Source organism: Candidatus Dormiibacter sp. (genome assembly GCF_050999135.1).
GTDB lineage: Bacteria > Chloroflexota > Dormibacteria > Dormibacterales > Dormibacteraceae > Dormiibacter > Dormiibacter spiritus.
The window spans coordinates 26,547-47,318 of sequence record NZ_JBPCPN010000015.1 but is presented as its reverse complement, the minus strand read 5'-3'; the positions used below and the strand labels follow the sequence as shown (position 1 = coordinate 47,318).

15 protein-coding genes and 3 tRNA genes are annotated in these 20,772 nt (G+C 66.2%); 5 read left to right on the top strand and 13 right to left on the bottom strand.

The genetic code is table 11. The annotated features are described in order from the left end of the window. Window positions 1–36: 36 nt before the first annotated feature. Both ACR2MZ_RS03885 and ACR2MZ_RS03880 read right to left on the bottom strand, forming a co-directional pair. The gene (locus tag ACR2MZ_RS03885; protein WP_434003750.1) at window positions 37–498 is read right to left on the bottom strand and encodes a vitamin K epoxide reductase family protein; all 462 of its coding nucleotides are present in this window, start codon (window positions 496–498) and stop codon (window positions 37–39) included. Beyond that, window positions 495–1,253, bottom strand: a complete 759-nt coding sequence (locus ACR2MZ_RS03880) for a DUF929 family protein (protein WP_434003749.1) — start codon at window positions 1,251–1,253, stop codon at window positions 495–497. Before ACR2MZ_RS03880 ends, ACR2MZ_RS03885 begins: the two co-directional genes overlap by 4 nt. A gap of 285 nt (window positions 1,254–1,538) precedes the next feature. Here ACR2MZ_RS03880 and ACR2MZ_RS03875 point away from each other — a divergent pair, with 285 nt between their 5' ends. Continuing rightward, the gene (locus ACR2MZ_RS03875; RefSeq protein ID WP_434003748.1) at window positions 1,539–3,167 is read left to right on the top strand and encodes an AMP-binding protein; all 1,629 of its coding nucleotides are present in this window, start codon (window positions 1,539–1,541) and stop codon (window positions 3,165–3,167) included. Beyond that, window positions 3,164–5,512, top strand: coding sequence for a bifunctional salicylyl-CoA 5-hydroxylase/oxidoreductase (locus tag ACR2MZ_RS03870; RefSeq protein ID WP_434003747.1), 2,349 nt, complete (start codon window positions 3,164–3,166; stop codon window positions 5,510–5,512). Before ACR2MZ_RS03875 ends, ACR2MZ_RS03870 begins: the two co-directional genes overlap by 4 nt. Window positions 5,513–5,589: 77 nt before the next feature. Here the strand turns inward: ACR2MZ_RS03870 and ACR2MZ_RS03865 are convergent, their stop codons facing one another. From ACR2MZ_RS03865 to ACR2MZ_RS03820, 10 genes are all read right to left on the bottom strand, one after another. Beyond that, window positions 5,590–7,407: a GH39 family glycosyl hydrolase gene (locus tag ACR2MZ_RS03865; RefSeq protein ID WP_434003746.1), complete on the bottom strand. Its 1,818-nt coding sequence runs from the start codon at window positions 7,405–7,407 to the stop codon at window positions 5,590–5,592. 130 nt (window positions 7,408–7,537) lie between these two features. Further along, the gene (locus tag ACR2MZ_RS03860; RefSeq protein ID WP_434003745.1) at window positions 7,538–9,259 is read right to left on the bottom strand and encodes a glucoamylase family protein; all 1,722 of its coding nucleotides are present in this window, start codon (window positions 9,257–9,259) and stop codon (window positions 7,538–7,540) included. Window positions 9,260–9,267: 8 nt separating this feature from the next. Then, entirely contained in the window at window positions 9,268–10,155 is an 888-nt protein-coding gene (locus ACR2MZ_RS03855) for a carbohydrate ABC transporter permease (RefSeq protein WP_434003744.1), read from the bottom strand. Next, window positions 10,155–11,057: a carbohydrate ABC transporter permease gene (locus tag ACR2MZ_RS03850; RefSeq protein ID WP_434003755.1), complete on the bottom strand. Its 903-nt coding sequence runs from the start codon at window positions 11,055–11,057 to the stop codon at window positions 10,155–10,157. The genes ACR2MZ_RS03855 and ACR2MZ_RS03850 overlap by 1 nt, the downstream gene beginning before the upstream one ends. Window positions 11,058–11,089: 32 nt before the next feature. Next, window positions 11,090–12,316 (bottom strand): sugar ABC transporter substrate-binding protein, encoded by a 1,227-nt coding sequence (locus tag ACR2MZ_RS03845; protein ID WP_434003743.1) that lies wholly within the window; start codon window positions 12,314–12,316, stop codon window positions 11,090–11,092. Further along, entirely contained in the window at window positions 12,313–13,350 is a 1,038-nt protein-coding gene (locus ACR2MZ_RS03840) for a LacI family DNA-binding transcriptional regulator (RefSeq protein ID WP_434003742.1), read from the bottom strand. Before ACR2MZ_RS03840 ends, ACR2MZ_RS03845 begins: the two co-directional genes overlap by 4 nt. Before the next feature lie 242 nt (window positions 13,351–13,592). Next, window positions 13,593–14,651, bottom strand: coding sequence for a fatty acid desaturase family protein (locus tag ACR2MZ_RS03835; RefSeq protein ID WP_434003741.1), 1,059 nt, complete (start codon window positions 14,649–14,651; stop codon window positions 13,593–13,595). A gap of 197 nt (window positions 14,652–14,848) precedes the next feature. Next, window positions 14,849–14,934, bottom strand: a tRNA-Leu gene (locus tag ACR2MZ_RS03830). 10 nt (window positions 14,935–14,944) lie between these two features. After that, entirely contained in the window at window positions 14,945–15,928 is a 984-nt protein-coding gene (locus ACR2MZ_RS03825; protein ID WP_434003754.1) for a winged helix DNA-binding domain-containing protein, read from the bottom strand. Between the two features lie 113 nt (window positions 15,929–16,041). After that, the gene (locus ACR2MZ_RS03820) at window positions 16,042–17,688 is read right to left on the bottom strand and encodes a long-chain fatty acid--CoA ligase (protein WP_434003740.1); all 1,647 of its coding nucleotides are present in this window, start codon (window positions 17,686–17,688) and stop codon (window positions 16,042–16,044) included. A gap of 166 nt (window positions 17,689–17,854) precedes the next feature. Here ACR2MZ_RS03820 and ACR2MZ_RS03815 point away from each other — a divergent pair, with 166 nt between their 5' ends. The 3 genes from ACR2MZ_RS03815 (at window position 17,855) to ACR2MZ_RS03805 (ending at window position 18,800) form a co-directional block, all read left to right on the top strand. Further along, the gene (locus ACR2MZ_RS03815; RefSeq protein WP_434003739.1) at window positions 17,855–18,562 is read left to right on the top strand and encodes a PHP-associated domain-containing protein; all 708 of its coding nucleotides are present in this window, start codon (window positions 17,855–17,857) and stop codon (window positions 18,560–18,562) included. Window positions 18,563–18,622: 60 nt separating this feature from the next. Then, window positions 18,623–18,695, top strand: a tRNA-Arg gene (locus ACR2MZ_RS03810). A 20-nt stretch (window positions 18,696–18,715) separates the two neighbouring features. Continuing rightward, window positions 18,716–18,800, top strand: a tRNA-Leu gene (locus ACR2MZ_RS03805). Between the two features lie 94 nt (window positions 18,801–18,894). On the opposite strand, the gene ACR2MZ_RS03800 is transcribed toward ACR2MZ_RS03805, so the two are convergent. Continuing rightward, entirely contained in the window at window positions 18,895–20,727 is a 1,833-nt protein-coding gene (locus ACR2MZ_RS03800; protein ID WP_434003738.1) for a DUF6311 domain-containing protein, read from the bottom strand. Window positions 20,728–20,772: the final 45 nt, after the last annotated feature.

Sequence of the window (20,772 nt, the reverse complement as noted above, 5' to 3'; positions counted from 1 at the left end):
ATCGACCCCCCGCTCTCCCGCTAAGGACACCCTGTGTTAGCCTCCCCTTCCTTTCTCGGGCACCGTGGGCCGCCCCACGCGGTTCAGAGCCAGCAGGAAGATGACCAGCGTCAGCACGTGCACTGCTGAGCACCACTCGCAGATTCGCCGCAGGCGGACTATCTCGACGAAGACCAGATAGAGGGCGAACACCAGCCCAGCCACTGACCAGAACAGGAGCGCCCTCTCGGCCCAGGCACTTCTCTCGAACACTCGACTCAGCACCAGCACGCCCCAGAGGGCGACGACCGCGAAGAAGAGCAGTCCCGGCACTGAGATGGGCACCTCACTGCCAGGCAGTGTGGAGTAGCTGCTGTGGGTGACAGCCGCGCAGTCCAGGACCTGACCCTGAGCGCAGGCCAGCGGCACCTGATCGTAGTGGGAGTAGGTCAGGTAGGCGGAGATCGCCAGGCCACCCAGGCCGCTCAGCAGAACGGCGAGGGCGCCCCGGTCCCTCATCGAAGCTGCAGGTCTCCGGCCTTCACGCCGGCGCTGCCACAGACTCCCGCTGGCTGTCCAGCTGTCGTGCGGCAGATGGCGGCCGTCAACACATTGGCGTGGCCCAGCACCGCCTGCGCGAGCGGGCCGTCGCCGGCGGTGATCGAGTTGGCGATCTGGTCCTGGCTGCGGTTCGCCAGCACGTCAGGCAGGAAGCCGGATCCGATCTGCGTGCGTTGACCGGCGAAGTCCAGAAAGGGGATGGAGCCACCGCTGTATGTGTCCAGCAAGTGCTGCTGCGCGGGGCTCGGGCTCTGCAGCGGCTGCCTCTGCCGGTCGGCAGTCTCGACAGCGACGAACTCGATGTACGAGCTCACATACCTGACCTGGGTAAAGCTCAAGGTGGCCGTGTCGGGGAAGGCGTCGTCTGAGCCGGAACGGGTGAGCCTGATGCCCTGCAGCTGGCCGAAGCGACTCAGCGCCACCGCCAAACTCCAGCGCTCAGCTGCGCAGTAGGGGCAGTACTCGGCGCCGAGGTAGAGGATCTGCGGCTTGCCCCCGATCCCCGTGAGCGGGGGACCGGTGATGGCCTTCGAAACGCTCTTGGTGCCGCCGGCGCCCACGCGATCCAGGAGCGCCGGGCTGACGCCGCTCAGCTTGGCGACCACGCTGCTGCCGTCGCCTGACTCCTGGGCTTGAGGCTGGCCGCCGGCTTGGTTCCGGGCGTAGACGACAAAGCCAGTGACGAGCAGGCCGAGTGCGAGCAGCGCGAGCACGATGGGCAGTGGGCTCGACCAGATGCTCCGCTTGGCCCCGCGAGGGGTCGACGGGACACGGCGCGGCGCGAGGCGCTCAGGCTCCGCCGGTCGGCCGCCGGGCCGCGAGCCGGTTCGGCCGGGGGCGGCCTGGCGCTGCGGTCGGCGTCGGTCGGCTTTGCTCACCTGACGAGAGCTGGCTCGGGGCTGAGCATGGTAGCTCTGATCGTAGCCACCGCCCCCGAGTACGATCCGTCCTGTGGTTGCTCGCGGCCAGGATCCCCTGCTAGCCTGACGACCGTCCCCATGAGCGCAGCAGAACTCGCGCCTTCGACCCACGTCGATCAGTTCACCCGGCAGAACCTGCCGCCGGCCCAGCTCTGGCCCGAGTTCGTCTTCGGACTGCCCGAGCTGCAATATCCGCAGCGGCTCAACTGCGTTGACGCGCTGCTGGACAGGCACGTCCGGGAGGGGCGGGGGGAGCGGCGCTGCCTGCTCAGCCTGGAAGAGACATGGTCCTACGCGGAACTCCAGCGCCGGGCCAACCAGATCGCCGGCGTGCTTGTCAACGACTTCGGCCTGGTGCCGGGCAACCGGGTGTTGCTGCGCGGCTTCAACAGCCCCTGGCTTGCCGCCTGCTGGTTCGGCGTGCTGAAGGCCGGCTGCGTGGCGGTGGCGACCATGCCGCTTCTCCGTTCCGGTGAACTTCAGCCGGTCGGCGAGATGGCCGATCTCCAGCTGGCCATCTCAGACCATCGCCGTCTGGAAGATCTGCAAGCCGCCCAGCTCCCGGGGGTGCCCATCCTGGCCTTCGGCGGCGGCCAGAGTGGCGACCTGCTGGAGCGGATGGAGCGCCAGCCGGCGCAGTTCGAGACGTTCGCCACTTCGGCTGACGACGTCTGCATGCTGGCCTTCACTTCCGGGACGACAGGCCGACCGAAGGCGACCATGCACTTTCATCGAGACGTGCTGGCCGTTTGCGACACGTTCTCCCGGCACGTGCTGAAACCGGCCCCGAACGACCTCTTCACTGGAAGCCCACCGCTGGCCTTCACCTTCGGTCTCGGCGGACTCCTGCTCTTCCCGCTGCATGCCGGCGCCTCGACGCTGCTGCTGGAACAGGCAGGGCCTGAACAGCTGCTGGAAGGCATCCAGCGGCACGGCGTCACCACACTCTTCACCGCTCCGACAGCCTTCCGCTTCCTGCTCGGCCGCCTGGCCGAGGCCGATCTCTCCTCTCTGCGGGCCTGCGTCTCTGCCGGTGAGACGCTGCCGGCAGCTACCTGGAACGCCTGGCAGCGGGGTACTGGCATCAGGATCATCGATGGCCTGGGCTCGACGGAGATGCTGCACATCTTCATCGGCGAGACGCCGGAACGGATGCGACCGGGTTTCACCGGGCGGGCCATACCTGGCTATCAGGCTCAAGTGCAGGACGAAGACGGCCGGCCGGTGCCTGATGGCGAGATGGGAAGGCTGGCGGTGAAGGGCCCGACGGGCTGCCGCTACCTTCGCGGCGACCGCCAGACCGTTTACGTCAAGAACGGCTGGAACCTGACCGGCGACATCTACGTGCGCGACCCTGACGGCTACTTCAGCTACCGCTCGCGCGCCGACGACATGATCATCTCCGCCGGCTACAACATCGCCGGACCGGAGGTGGAGGAGGCGCTGCTCCAGCACCCGGCGGTGCTGGAGGCGGCGGTGGTGGGGGTGCCTGACGAGCAGCGCGGCATGATCGTCAAAGCGTTCGTGGTGCTGGGGTCGACTGCCGAGGAACGCGAAAGCACAATCAAGGAACTCCAGGACTTCGTCAAGTCCCGGATCGCGCCTTACAAATACCCTCGCCAGATCGAGCTGGTTTCAGCGCTGCCCCGCACCACCACCGGCAAGCTGCAGCGCTTTAGGCTGCGCCAGCCGGGCAGCTCGGCGTGAGGTCGCCGCCACTCAAGATCGGGGTCATCGGCGCGGGTCCGGCCGGCCTCTACTTCGCCGCGCTGGCCAAGCAGCTGGATCCGCTGCACGAGGTCACGGTCTGGGAGCGCAACGCTCCCGACGACACGTTCGGCTTCGGCGTGGTGTTCTCTGACGAGACCCTGGGCGGCATCGAACACGCCGACTCCCGGATCCACGCGGAGATGGCTGACAGCTTCGCACGCTGGGCCGACATCGACGTCCACCACCGCGGCGAGGTGGTCACCTCGGGCGGTCACGGCTTTGCGGCGATGAGCCGCGTCAAGCTGCTGCAGATCCTTCAGCGGAGGGCGGCGGAGCTGGGCGTGGCCGTCGAGTACAGGACTCCTGCCCCGCCACTGGAGGACCTGGCAGGTTTCGATCTGGTGCTGGCTGCTGACGGCGTCAACAGCGCCACCCGCGCGGCACAGGCGGCGAGCTTCGGGCCCAGCCTGGAGCAGGGCCGCTCTCGCTACATCTGGCTGGGGACGCACCTTGTCTTCGACTGCTTCAAGTTCTTCATTGTTGAAAGCGAGTACGGGGCCTTTCAGGTCCACGCCTATCCCTACAGCAGCGATCGGAGCACGTTCATAGTCGAGACCTCGGAAGCTGTCTGGCGGCGGGCGGGCCTGGATCGCGCCGCCCAGCTTCCGCCCGGAGTGAGCGACAAGGCGAGCATTGAGTTCTGCCAGGAGCTCTTCAGAGAGCAGCTGCAGGGCCTGCCGCTCATCGCCAACAACAGCAGATGGATCAACTTCGTCACAGTGCGCAACCGCTGCTGGCGGCATGGCAACACAGTGCTGATGGGTGACGCCGCCCACACGGCGCACTTCTCGGTGGGCTCCGGCACCAAGCTCGCCATGGAGGACTCGTTGGCGCTGGCGGCCTGCCTGTTCGAGCAGCCAGACGTGGCGGCGGCGCTGGCGGCTTACGAAGCAGAGCGGCGGCCGGTGGTGGAGTCGACCCAACGCGCCGCCGAAGCCAGCCGGCGCTGGTTCGAGGAGCTGGAGCAGTACTTGCGGCAGACCCCTCTGCAGTTCGCCTTCAACCTGCTCACGCGGAGCCGCCGGGTCACCTACGCCAACCTGCAGGTGCGGGATCCAGAGTTCGTGCATCGCGTCGCCAGCGAGTTTGCGGGCACGGCCGCCGGTGCTTCGTCGGCGCCGCCGCCGATGTTCACGCCGCTGCATCTCCGCGGTCTGGAGCTGAAGAACCGGGTGGTCGTCTCGCCCATGGACATGTACTCATCCTGCGAGGGGCTGATCGGCGACTTCCACCTGGTCCACCTGGGCAGCAAGGCGCTGGGCGGGGCCGCGTTGGTGATGACTGAGATGGTCTGCGTCTCGCCCGAGGGCCGCATCACGCCCGGCTGCGCCGGTCTCTACGCGCCCCAGCACGAAGCGGCCTTCCGTCGGCTCACCGATTTCGTGCACGCGAACAGTGAGAGCAAGGTGGGCATCCAGCTCGGCCACTCGGGCCGGAAGGGCTCGACCAAGCTGATGTGGGAAGGCCTCGACCAGCCGCTGGCGAGCGGCAACTGGCCGCTGCTGGCGCCCTCACCGCTGCAATACCTGCCGCAGAGCCAGGTGCCGCGCGAGATGGCGCGGGTTGACATGGACATCGTGAGTGACCAGTTCGTGCGCGCGGCGAAGATGGCGGCCCGGGCGGGCTTCGACCTGCTGGAGCTGCACTGCGCGCACGGCTACTTGCTGGCCAGCTTCATCTCGCCCTTGACCAACCGGCGTCAGGACGAGTACGGTGGCTCGCTGGAGAACCGGCTCCGCTACCCGCTGGAGGTCTTCACCGCCATGCGAGCCGTCTGGCCTGAGCCCAAGCCCATGTCCGTCCGCGTCTCCGCCACTGACTGGGCGGAGGGCGGCTTGTCGCCGGAGGACTCGGTCGAGGTGGCCCGGGCCTTCGCTGAGCTGGGCGCGGACCTGGTGGACGTATCCACCGGCCAGACGACACCCGACGAGCGGCCGGTGTTCGGCCGCAGCTACCAGACGCCGCTCGCTGACCGGATCCGCAATCAGACAGGTGTCGCCACCATGGCTGTCGGCGCCATCTCCAGCTACGACGATGTCAACAGCATCATCCTGGCCGGCCGGGCCGACCTCTGCGCATTGGCCAGGGCTCACCTGTACGACCCTGCCTGGACGCTGCACGCCGCTGCCGAGCAGGACTTTGCGGTTGCCTGGCCGGTGCAGTTCGAGCGCGGCAGCCGGCGGCCGCCCGGTGCGCGCTCCGAGCCGCGTCCCCGCCTGGAGCTCATCCGCCGTCGCGGCGAAGACCGACTGCACCAACGGTGGCGACCGGCGCTACGTTAGGCGCGCCCTGCCTAGTTTCGGAAGTGGCCCCAAGCCGAGAGCCCGGAGCCCATCCCGGCCCGAGCTCTCAGCCGCCCTCAGGCCGGCCTCAGTCGAATCAGCGACGCCGCCGGCATTGGCAGATCCAGCTCCAGGTTGAGCTGGCCCGACCCCACCTCGATCGGTGCCGCAGCCTCTAGTTCCTCCAGCCGATCGCCAGCGCGAAGCGCGCGCCAACCTGCCTCATCCGGCCAGTCAGGCGCACCCAGCCGGTTCCAGGTTGCGACCACATTGGAGCAGTCTGCATCGACCCGGTGGTGGGTGCGCAGGTAAGTTCCTGACCTCAAACCGTCGAGCCGCACTGTCACCTGGCGTCTTAGCTCCTCGGCCCCATGGCGCTTCGACTGGTCGAGCGTGCCGTTCCACACCAGCAGCTCCAGCCCGCCGCGCGGGCTCCGGGTGGCCAGAGCCTGTACCAGTGAGCCGGCGCCGTCGCCCGAGAGCTCCACCGCCACCCTCTCAGGGCCGAGCAGCTCCAGCATCCTGAGCGCCCAGAATCGAGGCTTGCGCAGATTGCCCACCGTCAGCAGCCCGAAGCCGCCGTGGAGCAGTCGCTCCGGCGGCCCCAGCTCCTCGAAGTGGTCGGACAGCACCCAGTAGGCGAGAAGTCCTATGCGTTCCAGAGCCGAAACCATTCCGCTGAGAACGAACGGCGCTCCGAAGGGTAGGTCGTTGACCTCCGCCAGATGGCGTGGCGACACGCCCCACTCTGTCCACCAGGCCGGCACGCCCGGGAGACCGGCGCGGGCGGCAGTGGCGCTGACGTCCAGCGGCAGGTTGCCGTAGGTGTGGGTGCTGAGGAAGTCGACAGGCAGCTGGTGTCGGACTGCAAACTCCGCGAAGTCCTGGATCCAGCCGGCGGCCGCAGTGGCCGGGCCGCCCACCTTGAGCCGGGCGTTCACCGACTTCAGCGCCCTGGCCGACTCCTCGTAGAGGCGGAAGTAGTCAGCCTGGTCACCCGCCCAGAAGGCCTCCAGGTTGGGCTCGTTCCAGACCTCGAATCCCCATTCGGCGACCTCATCCAGGCCGTAGCGCTCGACCAGGTGCGAGGCAAGCGCCGCCACCAACCGCCGCCACTCCGCCCACTGGCGCGGCGGCGATGTGACACCGCCATAGTGGAAGATTGTCGCGGAAGGATTCGCCGCCAGGTCACGGGGCATGAAGCTCAACTCCACCAAAGGGCGCAGGCCGAGTTCGACCACCCTGTCATAGACGCGATCCACCTGGCCGAAATCTATGGCCCCGTTCTGGTAGACGGCGAGCTCGTCCAGGAAGATGCCGTGCGCGCGCACTCGCTCAGCGCCAAGCTCCTGGCGAGATATCGCAAGGGCCCGGGCAAGCTCGGCGCCGACGTCGAAGCCCTGCTCATTGACGCCTCGTAGCAGCAGGCTCAGGTGCTCTGAGCCGACCACTCGCCAGGGCCGTTGCAGCTGCCCAACCGGCACCGCTGCGTCGACGGCCACCTCGACTTTCGCGGTCGCGCCAGATGGTGACCCTGCCTGGACCGGCTCCGCGCCGGGGCCTGGTAGCCCGTCCGGGACTGCAAGTGCGGCCACCGAGTACCAGGGCTGCTCCCCCGCGCCTGCGGTGGTGTCGGAGTAGACGCAGCCAGGCACGGCGAGGACGTCACCGCCGCCGTGGTCGAGAATCGCAAAGGGTCCCTCCCTCTGCCACGCCCGCAGGACCAGGTAGCCGGCCGCCCCCGGCATGGGTGACCAGCGAAGGGTCACCTGTCCGCGGCCGGCTTCCGTCCTGAGGTCGGCCGGCGGCTGAACGATTGACGAGTCGGTGACCGCGGGCCGGCGCCGCCTGAGCTGCGCCTCCAGGTCCTCCGGTGAAGGTCTAACTACTGGCACGGCTCGGCGTCCCCGCCTGACGAGACCGACCAGATGCGTGAATCGCATCTGGCGTGGCGGCGCAAGCCACGAGCTGGGTGCAAAACCGCCCGCTGCGCGCCCATGGTCATCGCCCGGTCAGGTGTCTGCTTTAGCCGTTGTTGTTCCCCGTGCTGTCGCCACCGCCCTGATCGCCATTGCCGTCAGTATCGGCGATCGAAAGCTTCTCGAGCGACAGATACTTGTGCGCCGCGGCACTGGCGGGATCGGCGGCGAAGTGACGCTGCAGTTTTCGCTGATTCAGTGCGTTGTCAAGGGCCGCCATAATCATCGACTGGTCGAGCACGAGATCTCGGTGACCCACCTGTTTGGTGGTCGGATTGACTGCGTCGTAGAAGCCACCGTCGGCTCTGTAGAGGTCAGGGTAAAGCTGTTTCAGTGCCTGGATATTGGCATACGCTTGCCTCGGTAAGACATCCAGGGCTATGAAGGACGCATGGGGGCTGACAACATCCTCAGTGGCGCAGCCGTGGCACTGCGACAGGCCCAGGTTCGGGTGGTTGGCGTCCGCCCCCACCCCGAAATAGGGAAACCGCAAACCCTCCACCCCATAGCCCCCATAGCCGCCGGTGTCGTCTGCGGTACTGGAGGGAGACATGCCCCAGACCGGGTAATGCAGCACCTGCGTCGTGTACCTCACCTGTACCTGCGCAGCGCGGCGGTCGGCCAGGCCGAAGCTCTTCGTCCCCCAGGTCGTCTCTGGCACAACGAGGTTCGCCATCAGCGCTTCGAACATGCCCCCGGCGAAAGTCGGGATGAACGTGAGGTTGCTGCCGGGGTAGGTGTAGTGGCCTTCCCAGACGTTGAATCGCTTGCCTGACTGCGGGTCTTTGTAGACCTGCCAGTAGCCGCCCACCGGCCACTGTCCCTGCCAGGAAAAATCAGGGTCGGTCGGGCATTGCTTGGGCGGGAGCGTACGCCAGCTGCGCCACCACACATCGCCCGGCATCTGATGCAGCCCCATCCCGACGTAGGCAGAGATGCGCGGGTCACTGTAGAGCGCACCGTTGTGGTAGTACTGCTTCCAGTTGTCGCCCTGGTCGACTGGCAGCCCGATATAGTAGCCGCCGAACATCTGCCCAGTCGGTTGGTTCCCAATTATGGCTGGGTTCGCGTTGCATGCAATCTGCGGCCGGCTGTCGTAGAAGAGTCCAAAGTCCATCGGCTTCAGGAGGGTGTTGACGAGGCCCCGCAGCTCCGGCATGGCGCTCCGGACCACTATCAGTCCCGACGCGTACCAGCCGTTGTCGACGTTGGAGATGAAGTAACAGTTATCGAATATCGGCGTGGTCTCGGTGGCGCAATCGATATCGCCAGGATTGCGGATGACATGGCCGCTGGTGGTGTCGTACCACTGATGCAGAAAGCCATGGTCTCTGGCCAGCTTGGCTACCTCAATCAGGGTGAACGCGATTTCCGCCCGCGCGCCCTCCCTGCTGATGAGCCCGAGATCGTGGGCGGCCACCACCGCCCAGAGGTAGACGCCGATGTTCGCGGCGGAGGTGTAGGTGCCGCGCTTCCCGTTGGGACCAATGTTGTCAAGCGGTAGGTGCGTGTTCGGGTCGACGTCCGCGCTGTAGAACTTCCAGGTGTCACGGGCGATGTTGTAGAGGACTGCGCGCTGCTGTGCGTTGAGAGCGCCTTGCCCGCCGTTGTTGTCCCCACCGCCACCGCTCTGATCGGCGTAGACGCCGGTGGGCTGGATCGAAGCTGTCAGCAATGCCACTAGGCCGACGATCAGCCCGAGGCGGGCGCCGCGCCAGCCCCGGTGCACCAACCTGGTTGGGCTCACATCCCGATCTTGCACAGTCATTGCCCTCCTTAGCCCTTGATCCCTGTCATCGCGATGCCCTGCGTGAAATACCGCTGCAGCAGGAGGAAGACGATCAGCACAGGTGCCACCAGGAGCACCGAGCCCGCCATCAACGTGCCGTAGTCGGAGCTGTGCTGGCCGATGGAGAACGTGGCCACTCCCACCGGGAGCGTGTACATCCGCTCACTGGTGCTGACCACCAGCGGCCAGAGGAAGTTGTTCCAGGAGGCCAGAAAGGTGAAGATCCCAAGCGTCGCCAGCGGCGTGCCACAGAGCGGCATGACGACCGAGCGGAAGATGCGAAGCTCGCTGGCGCCATCGATCCGGGCCGCCTCGATGAGATCATCGGGGATGCTGCCGATGAACTGCCGCATGAGGAAGACGCCGAAGGGACCGGCAGCGAACGGCAGGATCAGGCCTGCGTAGGTGTTCACCAGCCCGATCGCGCTCATCAGCACGAAGAGCGGCACCAGAGTCACTGTGCTGGGGACCATCAGCGTGGCCATCACCAGGAGGAAGATCTTGTCCCGGCCGGGGAAGTGGAGCTTGGTCAGCGCATAGCCCAGCATCGAGCAGAACAGCAGGTTGGCACCGACCACGAAGAAGGCCACGACCGCCGAGTTGAGGAAATAGAGCGGAAAGTTGAGCTTCTGGAAAAGGGTGTTGAAGTTGTCCAGCGTCGGTTCGGCGGGCAGGAAGGTGGGGACTATCCTGTGCAGCTCGGGCGCTGTCTTGAACGCGCCGGCGACCATCCAGACGAACGGTCCCGCCACCAGCACCAGCCCGATGGTGTAACCGATGTAGATGAGACTCCGGCGGAGCGCCGCGCTTTCCCGCCCGCCTGTTCGTCCGGCCGCGATGGCGGTCTTAGCAGCGGTGGTGGTGGTGGTTGCCATCAGTCGTTCCTGAGCAGCCTGAACTGCAGGGCGGTGACCGCCGCGATGACCACGAAGAGGACGTACCCGATCGAACTCGCGTAGCCCAGGTGGAAGTAGCTGAATCCCTCTCGGTACATGTACATCGAGACCGAGAGCGTCTTGTTCAGAGGGCCGCCCTGGGTCATGATGAACGGCTCCTCGAAGAGCTGGAGATAGCCGATGCTGGTGATCACCGCGACGAAAAGCAGAGTCGGTCGCAGCATCGGCAGAGTGATGCGCAACAACTCCCGCCAGGGAGTGGCGCCATCGATCCGGGCCGCCTCGTAAACGTCTTCGGGGATCCCCTGCAGTCCGGCCAGGAAAAGGACCATCACGTTGCCGAGGTTCCGCCAGACTGCCATCGCGATGATGCAGGGCATCGCCAGAGTGGGGTTGCCGAGCCAGTTGGGACCACTGATCCCGATCTGCTTCAGCGCTCCATTGATCAGGCCGAAGTTTGGGTCGAGGAGGAAGCGCCAGATAACAGCTATGGCGACGATGCTGGTCACGGTTGGCAGGTAGTAACCGACTCGGAAAACTGAGCGCAGCCGTCCCAGGGCGCGGTTCAGTCCAAGCGCTGCCACCAGACCCAGAACGGTCGTGGCGATCAGCCCGACCACCGTGAAGTACGCGGTGTTCAAGGCGGCTTGTCTGAAGTTATCGTCGCTGAAGAGCTTGGCGTAGTTCTGCAGGCCTATGAACGGGGCGCCCAGCGGTGCCGTCAGGTCGCCCAGGCTGAAGTCGGTGAAGCTCAGGACCAGCGAAGCCAGGATCGGCAGCGCCAGGAAAACTAGGAAGAGGATCAGGTAGGGAGCCGAGAACGCGTAGCCGGTGAGCGCGGCGCGCACGTCTCCGCCGCGGCGAGCGGGCCGCGCCACCATCGGTGGTGGCGCGGCGGTGATCGGAAGCTGGCTCACGGCTTGTGGAGGGAGGTCGCCGCCTGCTGCATGCCCGCAGCTGCTTGGGCAGGTGTCACCTGGCCCGCGCTGGCCTTTTCCAGCCAGTCGTTGATGCTCTTGTCGATCTCGGTCCACTCGGCTATGGCCGGGGGCGCCTTGGTGGTGGTGAGCTGGTCGCCGTAGACCTTGAGGTTCTGGTCACCTGAGAGCGCCGGGTCCTGCCAGGCGGCCTTGACAGCCGGCAGGTCGTTGATCGTCTTGAACCAGCTGATCTGCTGCTCTCTCTGGGCCAAGAACTGGACCAGCTTCCAGGCAGCGTCGCGGTGCTGGCTGTTCTTGAAGACCGCCAGGTCGCCGCCACCGGCCCAGGAGGTCGAGGATTGGTCCTTGGGCACACGCGCGACGGCCCACTTGCCGGTGATCTGCGGATCACTCTTCAGAAGCGTGCTGATCTGCCAGGGGCCGGAGATGAACATGGGTGTGGCGCCCGAGGTGAAGGTCTGGGTGACGTCGAAGCCCTGCGCCTCACTCTTCGGGGTGAGCCCTTGCTGGAAGTACTTGACCCACTCTGTCAGTGACTTGACAGAGGCCTGGCTATCCAGAGTGAACTTGCCGTTCTGCATGACATCACCGCCGGCGGAGTAGAGGAACGGCAGCCACTCCTGATCGTCGTTGCTCTGCAGGTAGATGCCGTACTGACTGCCTGAGGCCTTGTACGCCTGCGCCAGCTTCATCAGGTCGTTCCAGGTCTGGGGGGCGGAGTTGATACCAGCCTTCTGGGCCAGGTCGGTGCGGTAGAAGAGGGTTCGGGTGTCGACGTACCAGGGCACGCCCACCGCCTTGCCGTTGACCACGACGGCGTCCCAGGCACCGGAGTAAAAGTCGCTCTTGCTCACGGAGCTGGGGACCTGGTCCAGCACGCCGATCTTGCCGAACTCGCCCATCCAGGTGGTCCCCATCAGGCTCAGATCGGGCGTCTGGCGGCCTGCGACAGCTGTCACCAGCTTGTCGTGGGCGACGCCCCAGGGGATGGCTGTGACGTTGACTGTGATGTTGGGGTTCGCCTTCTTGAAGGCCTGCATCGCATCGCTGGTGGGCAGCTTGTCGCCCTCGTCGCCCATGGCCCACATGGTCAGCGTGACCGGCCCGGAGCTCGTGTTCGACGTACTCGAGGTCCCGCACGCCGTGAGGACGAGGGCGAGTACAGCCAGACAGTTGATGGCCCGTGCACTGGATCTCATGACGAAGCACCTCCTCTCGGGCGGCGGCGGCTTCTGCATCCGCAGCTCGCTCGGAACACGATCTCGGTGGGCAGGAGAGCGTTCACAGGTTCACTCTCATCACCCTCAACCCGGGCCTGGAGCAGCTCGGCCGCCCGGGCCCCCAACTCGGCCAGTGGCTGCCTGACAGTCGTCAACGGCGGCGAAAAGTAGCGAGCCGTCGGCACGTCGTCCCAGCCGGTGATCGCCACGTCGCCGGGAAGGCGGAGCTTGAGCTCCCGCGCCGCGGCATAGGCCCCTGTCGCTATGTCGTCGTTGGCGCAGAACAGGGCTGTTGGGCGATTGTCTGCCCCAAGCAGACGCAGGGCAACCTGGTAGCCCTCGGCTTCCAAGAGCGCGGAGAGCTCCGGCCACGCGGGGCCGGCCAGCCCAGCCTCTTGGTGGGCGGCGAGGAAGCCCGACCAGCGCTCGGCGCAATCCGGGGAGGAGTGCGTGTCGCCGATGAAACCGATGCTCTTGTGGCCGTGCTCGAGCAGGTGGGCAGCCAGCGCCCGAGCGGCCTCCCGGTTCTCCGAGCGCACGGTGTCCTCACCATCCACCCGCGGTCGTGCCAGCAGCACCGTAGGGGTGCCCTGTCGGCGGAGCTCGGCGATCATCTCGTCAGGCACTGTGCGCCCGAACACCACCAGCCCATCGACCTTGCTGGTCAGATCCAGGACGAGCTGCTCAGGGCCAGGCCTTCCTTGCGTGCCGGCGATCAGCACGCTCAGGCCGAGCCGGTTCGCCGCCTCCTCCACGCCCATGAGCACGCCGGCGTAGTAGGGCCGCGAGAGGTTGGGAAAGACCACCCCGATGCTGCCGTGCCGGAGGCGCTGAAGCGCGCGAGCGGCACCGTTCGGGCGGTAGCCGACCTTGAGGGAGGACTCCACCACTCGGCGCTCCGTCTCCTCTCGCACTCGCGACCCACCGCTCAAGGCCCGAGACACCGTGGCGATCGACACGCCCGCGTGCCTGGCAACCGTGTAGATGGTCGGCCGGTTCCGATGTGCCCTCACCTATGCGCCCCAGTGCTTCTTATAGCACCCGCAGCCGCCAATGTAAAGGCTTACATAGGAGCGGGAGGCGGCTGCCTTTTGCGGCTAACGGCCGGCTGCGCCAGGCGGCACGAGCGGTCGGCCGCGCCTGGTGCGGACCCGCCTCGACGCGGTTTGCTTACCGGCTTTCCGACGGCAGGTGGAGCGGCGAGTGCCATGTCCGGCGCGAGAGGCGGGGAGGCCGGTTCCTCCCAGGCTGAGCGCTAGAGCTTGACGGCCAGTGGAGTGCGCTGCCCGTTTCGCAGGGGAGCGCCGACTTCATGCAGGAAGCCCAGGATCTCTCGATATGACTGCACAAGTGAAGTCTCGTAGTACGGGATGCCGTGCTCCTCGCAGAATTCGCGGACTATGTCGTGCGCCTTGGCCATCTGATTGCGCGGCAGCGTGGGGAAGAGATGATGCTCGATCTGGTAGTTGAGCGCGCCGTACCAGACATCAGTCAGCGGATGTGGCTTCACATTGCGTGAGGTGATGACCTGCCGGACCAGGAAGCTGACGTTCGTGCCCGCCTCGATCTGCGGCATGCCCTTGTGGTTGGGTGCGAAGACCAGAGCCATGTAGCAGCCGCCGCAGCACTGCTGGATCAGTATCGCCAGCAGCGCGGGAAGCGGTCCCAGCACCAGTACGAAGAAGCCAACGTAGAGGAGCCAGAAAGACGCCAGGAGGACCAGCTCCAGAACCCTGTACTTCGAGCGCCGTTTGACCAGGAACTGCACGCTCCTGTAGTGCATGCTGAAGCCGAGCAGGAAAAGCAGGGGAAAGAAGAAAAAGGCCTGGTACTTGGCAATGAAGCGCCCTACGCCCTTTGAGTTCCAGGCCTGCTCTTCCGAATAGGCGATGACGCCCGGTCCGATGTCAGGATCGAGATCTTCACTGTTGGGGTTGGCGTGGTGGCGGTTGTGCTTGTCCACCCACCAGCCGTAGCTCATGCCCAGCCCCAGATTGGCGGTGAGCAGCCCCACCAGCACATTCAGCCGGCTGCGTTCAAACATCTGGCGGTGGCCGGAATCATGAAGCTGGAAGCCGAGCTGGCCGAAGATGAAGGCGACCACCAGGGAGTTCAGGGCGACCAGCCAGAGGGGGTGATAGAGCACGAAAAGCGCAATGCAAAGAGACAAGCCGATGAGCTTGAAGGCGATCGAGCGGAGGTAGAAGGCCGGCTGCTTGTCCAGCAGCCCCGCCTCTTGAATCCTGCGCTTCAGAACTGCGTAGTCACTGGCATCGGTTGCGGCGGACGAGGTCGGCATCAAAGCTGCGGTCATCGCCGTTGATTGTGACGCCTCGGCAGCCGGAGCCGCCGTTGAGAAGCTGAGCAACGCCTGACATTCGCTTGCGGACGGGCCTCCGCTGCGAGCCTGCTTGGCATTCCACAGTCACCTGTGCGGGCCGATTCGGAGGTGCGGCGCTGCTTGCGGCTGCTCGGTCGAAGCCAGGAGACGCCCGATTTCGGCAGACGGAGTGGTGCGGCGGAGAGGATTTGAACCTCCACGGGGAAACCCCCACTAGCTCCTGAAACTAGCGCGTCTGCCGTTCCGCCACCGCCGCGTCGAGGGCGCTAAGTATAGGCCAGCCCCAGCGGCCGGCCGAAGCAGGCGGCCACCCGCTCCGCCTCCGCCTTAACCGCCCGCCGCTCCAGAGCCCCCAGCCGGCGCAGCGGCGTCACCGTCAGGTTGATGTGGTCGCGCAGGAGCCGGTGGCTCCAGACGCCGGCGATCCGTCCGCCCAGCAGCACTGTGGGGGAGATCCAGCCTGCCGTCCGGTACACCGCTGGGCGGTGCTGTCGGAGAAGCAGGTGATCGCGCTCAGCGTGCGCGAGCAGCAAGGGCTCGAAGCCGGCGAGGAGCCGGCCGGGAATATCGAGCTCATCAGCTCGGCGCAGCACCTCCTCATCAACGGCCAGGCCAACCAGCTTGGCGCCCTCGACTTCCACCTCCATCAGCTCGTGGCGCAGGAGCTGGAAAGACTCCTGGACCTGAGCGGCGCTGCGAGAGCCTGCCCACCGGCCGTAGTCCCGGCGGGTGGCCGGCCCATACGATCTCAGGTAGCGGCGCAGCCAGCACTTGCGCGCCTCGGCCGAATCCAGCCTGATGTAGGGCCGTCCGAGCCAGCGGTCGGGTCGCACGAAGGTGACCTCCTGCCCCCGCGGCGGGCCGTGTACCAGGAGTCCCAGCCGCGCGGCCGGGCCGAGCAGCGAGCCCCAGGAGTCGATAGGCATTCCCAGTCGCTCGGCCAGCTCCCGCCGGCTCAGCGGCTCACCCCCATCCAGTGCTTGGGCCAGCCTGCACTCCAGTTCGCGGGCTTCGGCCAAAGTCAGGCCCATCCACTTGAGCCAGAGCTCACGGTAAACGGTCTCCGGCTCGAACATGGAGATGTAGAGCTGATGCTGTTCGGGAGTTAGTACGTGGAGGGTGCCGCGCATGCACCAGGCCCGAATCAGGCTCCGGTCCTGCCAGAGCGCCTGGTCAAGAGAGGTACCGGCAGGCTGCTCCAGGCGCGACCAGCCCTGCATCTCCGCCCAGCCAAGCACCTGGGCCTGCAGCCCGCACGCGTTCTCGGCGGCGGCCGCCAGTGATGGCTCGGCCAGCCGCCGGCTGAGCCCCAGCCGCAGGAGCCTGAACGCCGCCAGCCCGCGGGGGCTGAGCTGCAGCCGGCTCAGGCGGGCGGGGCCCCGGCGGCCTGCGACTCGTGGAGAGGCTCGGCGTCGGCGCGGAGAGCCTTCTTGTCGAACTTGAAGGTGGAGGTCTTGGGCACCTCATCGATGAAGCGGATCTCGTCCGGCAGCCACCAATTTGCCACCTTGCCGGCCAGGAACTCCCTGATCTCGGCCTCAGTGAGTTCACCCTTGGCCTCCGGTCGGGCCACCACGTAAGCCACCGGGCGCTCCTGCCATTTCGGGTGATCGATGCCTATGACGCAGGCTTCCAGGACTTTGGGATGGGCCATGATGGCCCCCTCCAACTCGACTGAGCTGATCCATTCGCCGCCCGACTTGATCACGTCCTTGGTTCGGTCGACGATGCTGATGTAGCCGTCCTGATCGATCGTGGCGACGTCGCCGGTCCGGAACCAGCCGTCCTCAGTGAGCCGCGTCGGATCGGCGTTGTTGTGATAACCGCTGGCGATCCAGGGGCCGCGGCACTGAATCTCGCCGAACGCCTGCCCGTCCCAGGGCAGCTCCAGGCCGGTGGCGAGGTCGGCGATCCTGATCTCCACGCCGGGCACTGGCACGCCCTGCCGGAGGCGAATCTCGAGCTCCTGCTCGCGCGGCAGCCAGCTCCTGGCCACGCCCATGCTGCCGATCGGCGAGGTCTCGGTCATACCCCAGGCATGGATCATCCGGAGGCCTGCCGCATCCATCCCCTCCATCAGTCCGCGGGGGACCGCTGACCCGCCGCAGAGCACCAGCCGCACCTTGTCCAGCCGCCGACCATCCTTGCGCAGCTGAGTCAGGAAGTTGATCCAGATGGTGGGTACGCCGGCCAGGAGGGTGGCCCCCTCCGAGTCGGCCAGGTCGATCAGCGCCTGGGGGTCCCCGGCGAAGCGATCCGGAAAGATCATCTTGGCGCCGGCCAGGCCGACCGCGTAGGGCAGCCCCCAGGAGTTGGCGTGGAACATGGGCACTACCGGGAGCAGCGCGTCCTGCTCGGAGAGAGCCAGCGTGTCAGCCTGCAGACCGGCCATCGCGTGAAGGAACTGAGAGCGGTGGCTGTAGACGACGCCCTTCGGATTGCCCGTCGTGCCCGAGGTGTAGCACATGGCCGCTGCAGCTCGCTCGTCGAGCCGGGGCCAGTCGAACTGGTCGGGCCCCTGCTGGAGCAGCGTCTCGTAGTCGAGCAGCTCGCCCAACTGGTGCTCGGGCAGCTCCTGACCCTCGTCCTTGATGACGACCATCTGCCGAACTGACGGAATCTTGCCCGCCACCTGATTGAGCACGGAGATGAGACTGCTGTCGGCAAAGATCAGGGTGTCTTCCGCGTCCTTGACGGTGAACTCCAGCTGGGCGGGAAAGAGGCGCAGGTTGAGGGTGTGCAGCACGGCGCCGAGGCAGGGGATCGCGTAATACAGCTCCAGGTGGCGGTCGTTGTTCCAGCAGAGGGTGGCGACACGGTCGCCTTTCTTCACCCCGAGCTTGGTCAGGGCATGGGCAAGGCGGTGAATGCGGCCGGTCAGCTCGCGGTAGGTCACCCGGCGCAGACCTGCGTCGGTCTTGGTGACTATCTCCTTGGGGCCGTAGAGCCGCTCCATGCGCCAGAGGATGTGCTGGGTGGTCAGCGGGTAGTCCTGCATCAGGCCCTGCATTGGGGACTCCTTGTAATGAGTTCGCTTGGCGGGGCCAGACCGACCCCATTGCAAGGGATGGTAGACCGCCTCCGCCCCGCGGTCCAGCCCCGGTGATCCCCGAAGACGGGTGCCGCGGGGCTTGAGCGCGACCTGCGCACCCTCGGCCAGGTAGGTTGACTCCCCGATGGCCGAGGCGGGACGCGCTGATCTTCATCTCCACACCCGGCTGTCGGACGGCTGGCCGACGCCTCGAGAGGTGGTCGAGCGGGCGGCCGAGCTGGGCCTGGACGTCATAGCCATCACTGATCACGACACCATTGAGGGGGCGCTGGAGGCGCGGGCATACGCCGGCCGGCGGCGGACGCCGAACGTGATCATCGGTGAGGAGGTTTCCAGCCGCGATGGCCACATAGTCGGCCTCTTCCTGGAGAGACGGGTGCGGCCCGGCCTCTCGGCCCAAGCGACAGTGAGGGCCATTCACAACCAGGGCGGGCTGGCCATCGCCGTGCATCCCTTCTGGGACCCGGCGAAACCGGGCCGGGTGGGCACTGCCCACGGGGTCGGCTGGTTGGCCGCGGAGCTGGAGTTCGACGCCATCGAGGTGGAGAACTCGACGCCGGGCTTCTATCTCTACAACCAGATGGCGCACCGCCTGGCTTTCGACTCGGGCCGACCTCAGGTGGGCGGCTCGGATGCGCACATCCTGGCAGCGGTCGGCAAGGCCCACACGGTGTTCCCGGGCCGCACGGCGCTGGCGCTGGAGCGCGCGCTGGAGGCGGGCAAGACGCACGCCGCCCGCGAACGGTACGAGGCGCAGGCGCTCCTGGAGTACGCCGCGTGGGGTTGGGACTTCCGCCGGAAACGCCGTTTGGCCCAGGCGACCGGGCAGTAGCGAAAGCGAGGTCTTGGCTGGCCGAGCGCGCTCGACGGCGCACCTATAATCAGCGGCTGCGCCCGCTTAGCTCAATGGATAGAGCACATGACTTCGGATCATGAGGTTAGGGGTTCGAGTCCCTTAGCGGGCAGGCGCTGAGAGGAGCGGAAAGGGCGGCTGGCGGAACTGGTAGACGCGCACGTTTGAGGGGCGTGTGGGGAAACCCATCCGGGTTCGAGTCCCGGGCCGCCCACCATCAGAGATGGGCGGCGAAGGGCATCGTCTAGCGCCACCTCGTCCCGGGCCAGCCGGCTCCAGTCCTTCGCTGGGGGCCGAGGCCCGAAGGACCCTCAAGCGACGTCCCACCAGACCCATACCCCGCCGTCGAGCTCGGGCTGTCCGCCAATGAGCGACGCTAGCATCTGACGCACCCGATCCTGGCTCGCCATGGGTCCCAGGATCACCGTGCGCACGTGCCATGCCGACAGCTCTGCGCTGACTGCCTGGCGCTGTACCTGCGAGGCCAGGGGATCCCTGCCGGCGATCGCCTCGGCGATGGCCTCACCTACTGCCGAATGCGGCGGGACGAAGGTCACGCCGTTGGGCGGCGGCGCCGGGACGATGGCGTAGCCACCGTTCATGCGATACCGCATGCCTGCGTTCGCTTGCCACAGAAGAGGCTGAGGGTGCGATTGGGTGGCGATGCGGACCACGAGAGCGACGGATCCCTCTGGGATGCGCGAGAGAATCGGCGACTGAAAGAACCCCGGGCCGGCGGCCGGCGCAGCCGGGAAGTCGAGCACCGGCGTCAGCGGAATGAGCACAACCGCCAGTAACGCACCTGTGATTAGCGCAGCGCTCCGGCGACGGCCGGCCTGAGCGGCCACGAATATCGCCAACATCACGCCGATGAGAAGGTAGGCGATCAGCATCAGGCGTGCCGGGAGCAGGTTGTCCAGCAACGGCAGCTGCCAGAGCGCCGCCCAGCCCACGAACGTAGTCACGACCAGGACCCGGACCGGGAGAAAACGCCAGCCGGGCAGGAAGACCAGGCTGAGCGCGAACGAGGGGAGGTGCGTGTCGCGTCCGGCAATGTGCACTGTCACGCCCAAGGACCAGATCGCAATCACCGCTGCCGCCGAGGCCGCCACCCGTATGTACGGATTCCGGCGCTGGCGGTAGGCGATTAGGCCCAGGAGCATCAGGAGCGCAAGCCCCAGGTATGAGTTCCACTCAAACGGGTTTCCCGAAAAGCGTTGCGTTACAGCCAAGGCTTGCTGGGGAGCGAATTGTTGGGCCTGTGTCGGAATCAGGAAGCTAACCGCGTCACTGACATAGATGTTGGGCGGATGCGTTGCGTGCTGCACTCGCTGCGAGCCGAAGAACTGAACGTAGATGGGATATGCGGCCGCTACCGCGAAGGTGAGGCCGGCGACCAAACCGCCTGGCAGTAACTCACTGATCCTTTCGCGCATTCGATCTGGTTCGATCGCCGCGCCGGTCACAACGAAGAGAACGGCGCCCAGAGCCGTGATGGCGAGCACCTCCTCGCCGATGAGGAGCTGCGCGGCGAGGAGAAGGCCCAAAAGCATGCCGAGCAGGAGGCGGCGCCTGCCTCGGACCACAATCTCGTGCAGCACAAGAAAGATCAGCGGCGGCATGAAAACCAGAGTCATCTGTGTGTGCGCCAGTGATTGGGTGATCATGAAAGGCGAAAAGCCATAGACCAGACCGCCGATCAGAGCACCGACGAAATGTCCAGTGAGCCTCGTGATGAGCAGCCATGCGCTCCACGCCGACAGAATGACTGCAAGTGTCATCGTCGCGTTGAATGCGAAGACTGGTCCGAGAGCCAGGGTCACCGGCGACATGGCGAGCCCCACCAACGGATACGAAGTGTTCCACATCAGATTTAAGCCAGTCGGGTAGTCCATATAGTTGGTCGTGAGGGGATTGACGCCGTGCTGCACAGCATGTGCCAGCCACGCCAGCCACCAGATATTTTGGAAGGTGTCGCCGGTCTCGCCACCGATCGCTGTCGAGAAGGGATGCGCCCAGGCGGCGCGGAAAGTGCCCAGTGCGAGAAGGGTGTAAAGGATTGGCGGGACGGCGTTTTGGACCGGGCGTAGTGTAATGCCACCGACGACGCCTCGATTCTCAAAGGCCATCAAGCAGTGACCCATTCATGAGCTCCCTGCCACAATAATGGGAGCCCTCTGCCAATGTGT

Excerpts from the sequence above, each read along its gene's own strand:
- ACR2MZ_RS03885 (WP_434003750.1), bottom strand. The coding sequence starts at position 498 with ATGAGGGACCGGGGCGCCCTCGCCGTTCTGCTGAGCGGCCTGGGTGGC.
- ACR2MZ_RS03875 (WP_434003748.1), top strand. The coding sequence starts at position 1,539 with ATGAGCGCAGCAGAACTCGCGCCTTCGACCCACGTCGATCAGTTCACC.
- ACR2MZ_RS03860 (WP_434003745.1), bottom strand. The coding sequence starts at position 9,259 with ATGACTGTGCAAGATCGGGATGTGAGCCCAACCAGGTTGGTGCACCGG.
- ACR2MZ_RS03855 (WP_434003744.1), bottom strand. The coding sequence starts at position 10,155 with ATGGCAACCACCACCACCACCGCTGCTAAGACCGCCATCGCGGCCGGA.
- ACR2MZ_RS03850 (WP_434003755.1), bottom strand. The coding sequence starts at position 11,057 with ATGGTGGCGCGGCCCGCTCGCCGCGGCGGAGACGTGCGCGCCGCGCTC.
- ACR2MZ_RS03845 (WP_434003743.1), bottom strand. The coding sequence starts at position 12,316 with ATGAGATCCAGTGCACGGGCCATCAACTGTCTGGCTGTACTCGCCCTC.
- ACR2MZ_RS03835 (WP_434003741.1), bottom strand. The coding sequence starts at position 14,651 with ATGACCGCAGCTTTGATGCCGACCTCGTCCGCCGCAACCGATGCCAGT.
- ACR2MZ_RS03820 (WP_434003740.1), bottom strand. The coding sequence starts at position 17,688 with ATGCAGGGCCTGATGCAGGACTACCCGCTGACCACCCAGCACATCCTC.
- ACR2MZ_RS03815 (WP_434003739.1), top strand. The coding sequence starts at position 17,855 with ATGGCCGAGGCGGGACGCGCTGATCTTCATCTCCACACCCGGCTGTCG.
- ACR2MZ_RS03800 (WP_434003738.1), bottom strand. The coding sequence starts at position 20,727 with ATGGGTCACTGCTTGATGGCCTTTGAGAATCGAGGCGTCGTCGGTGGC.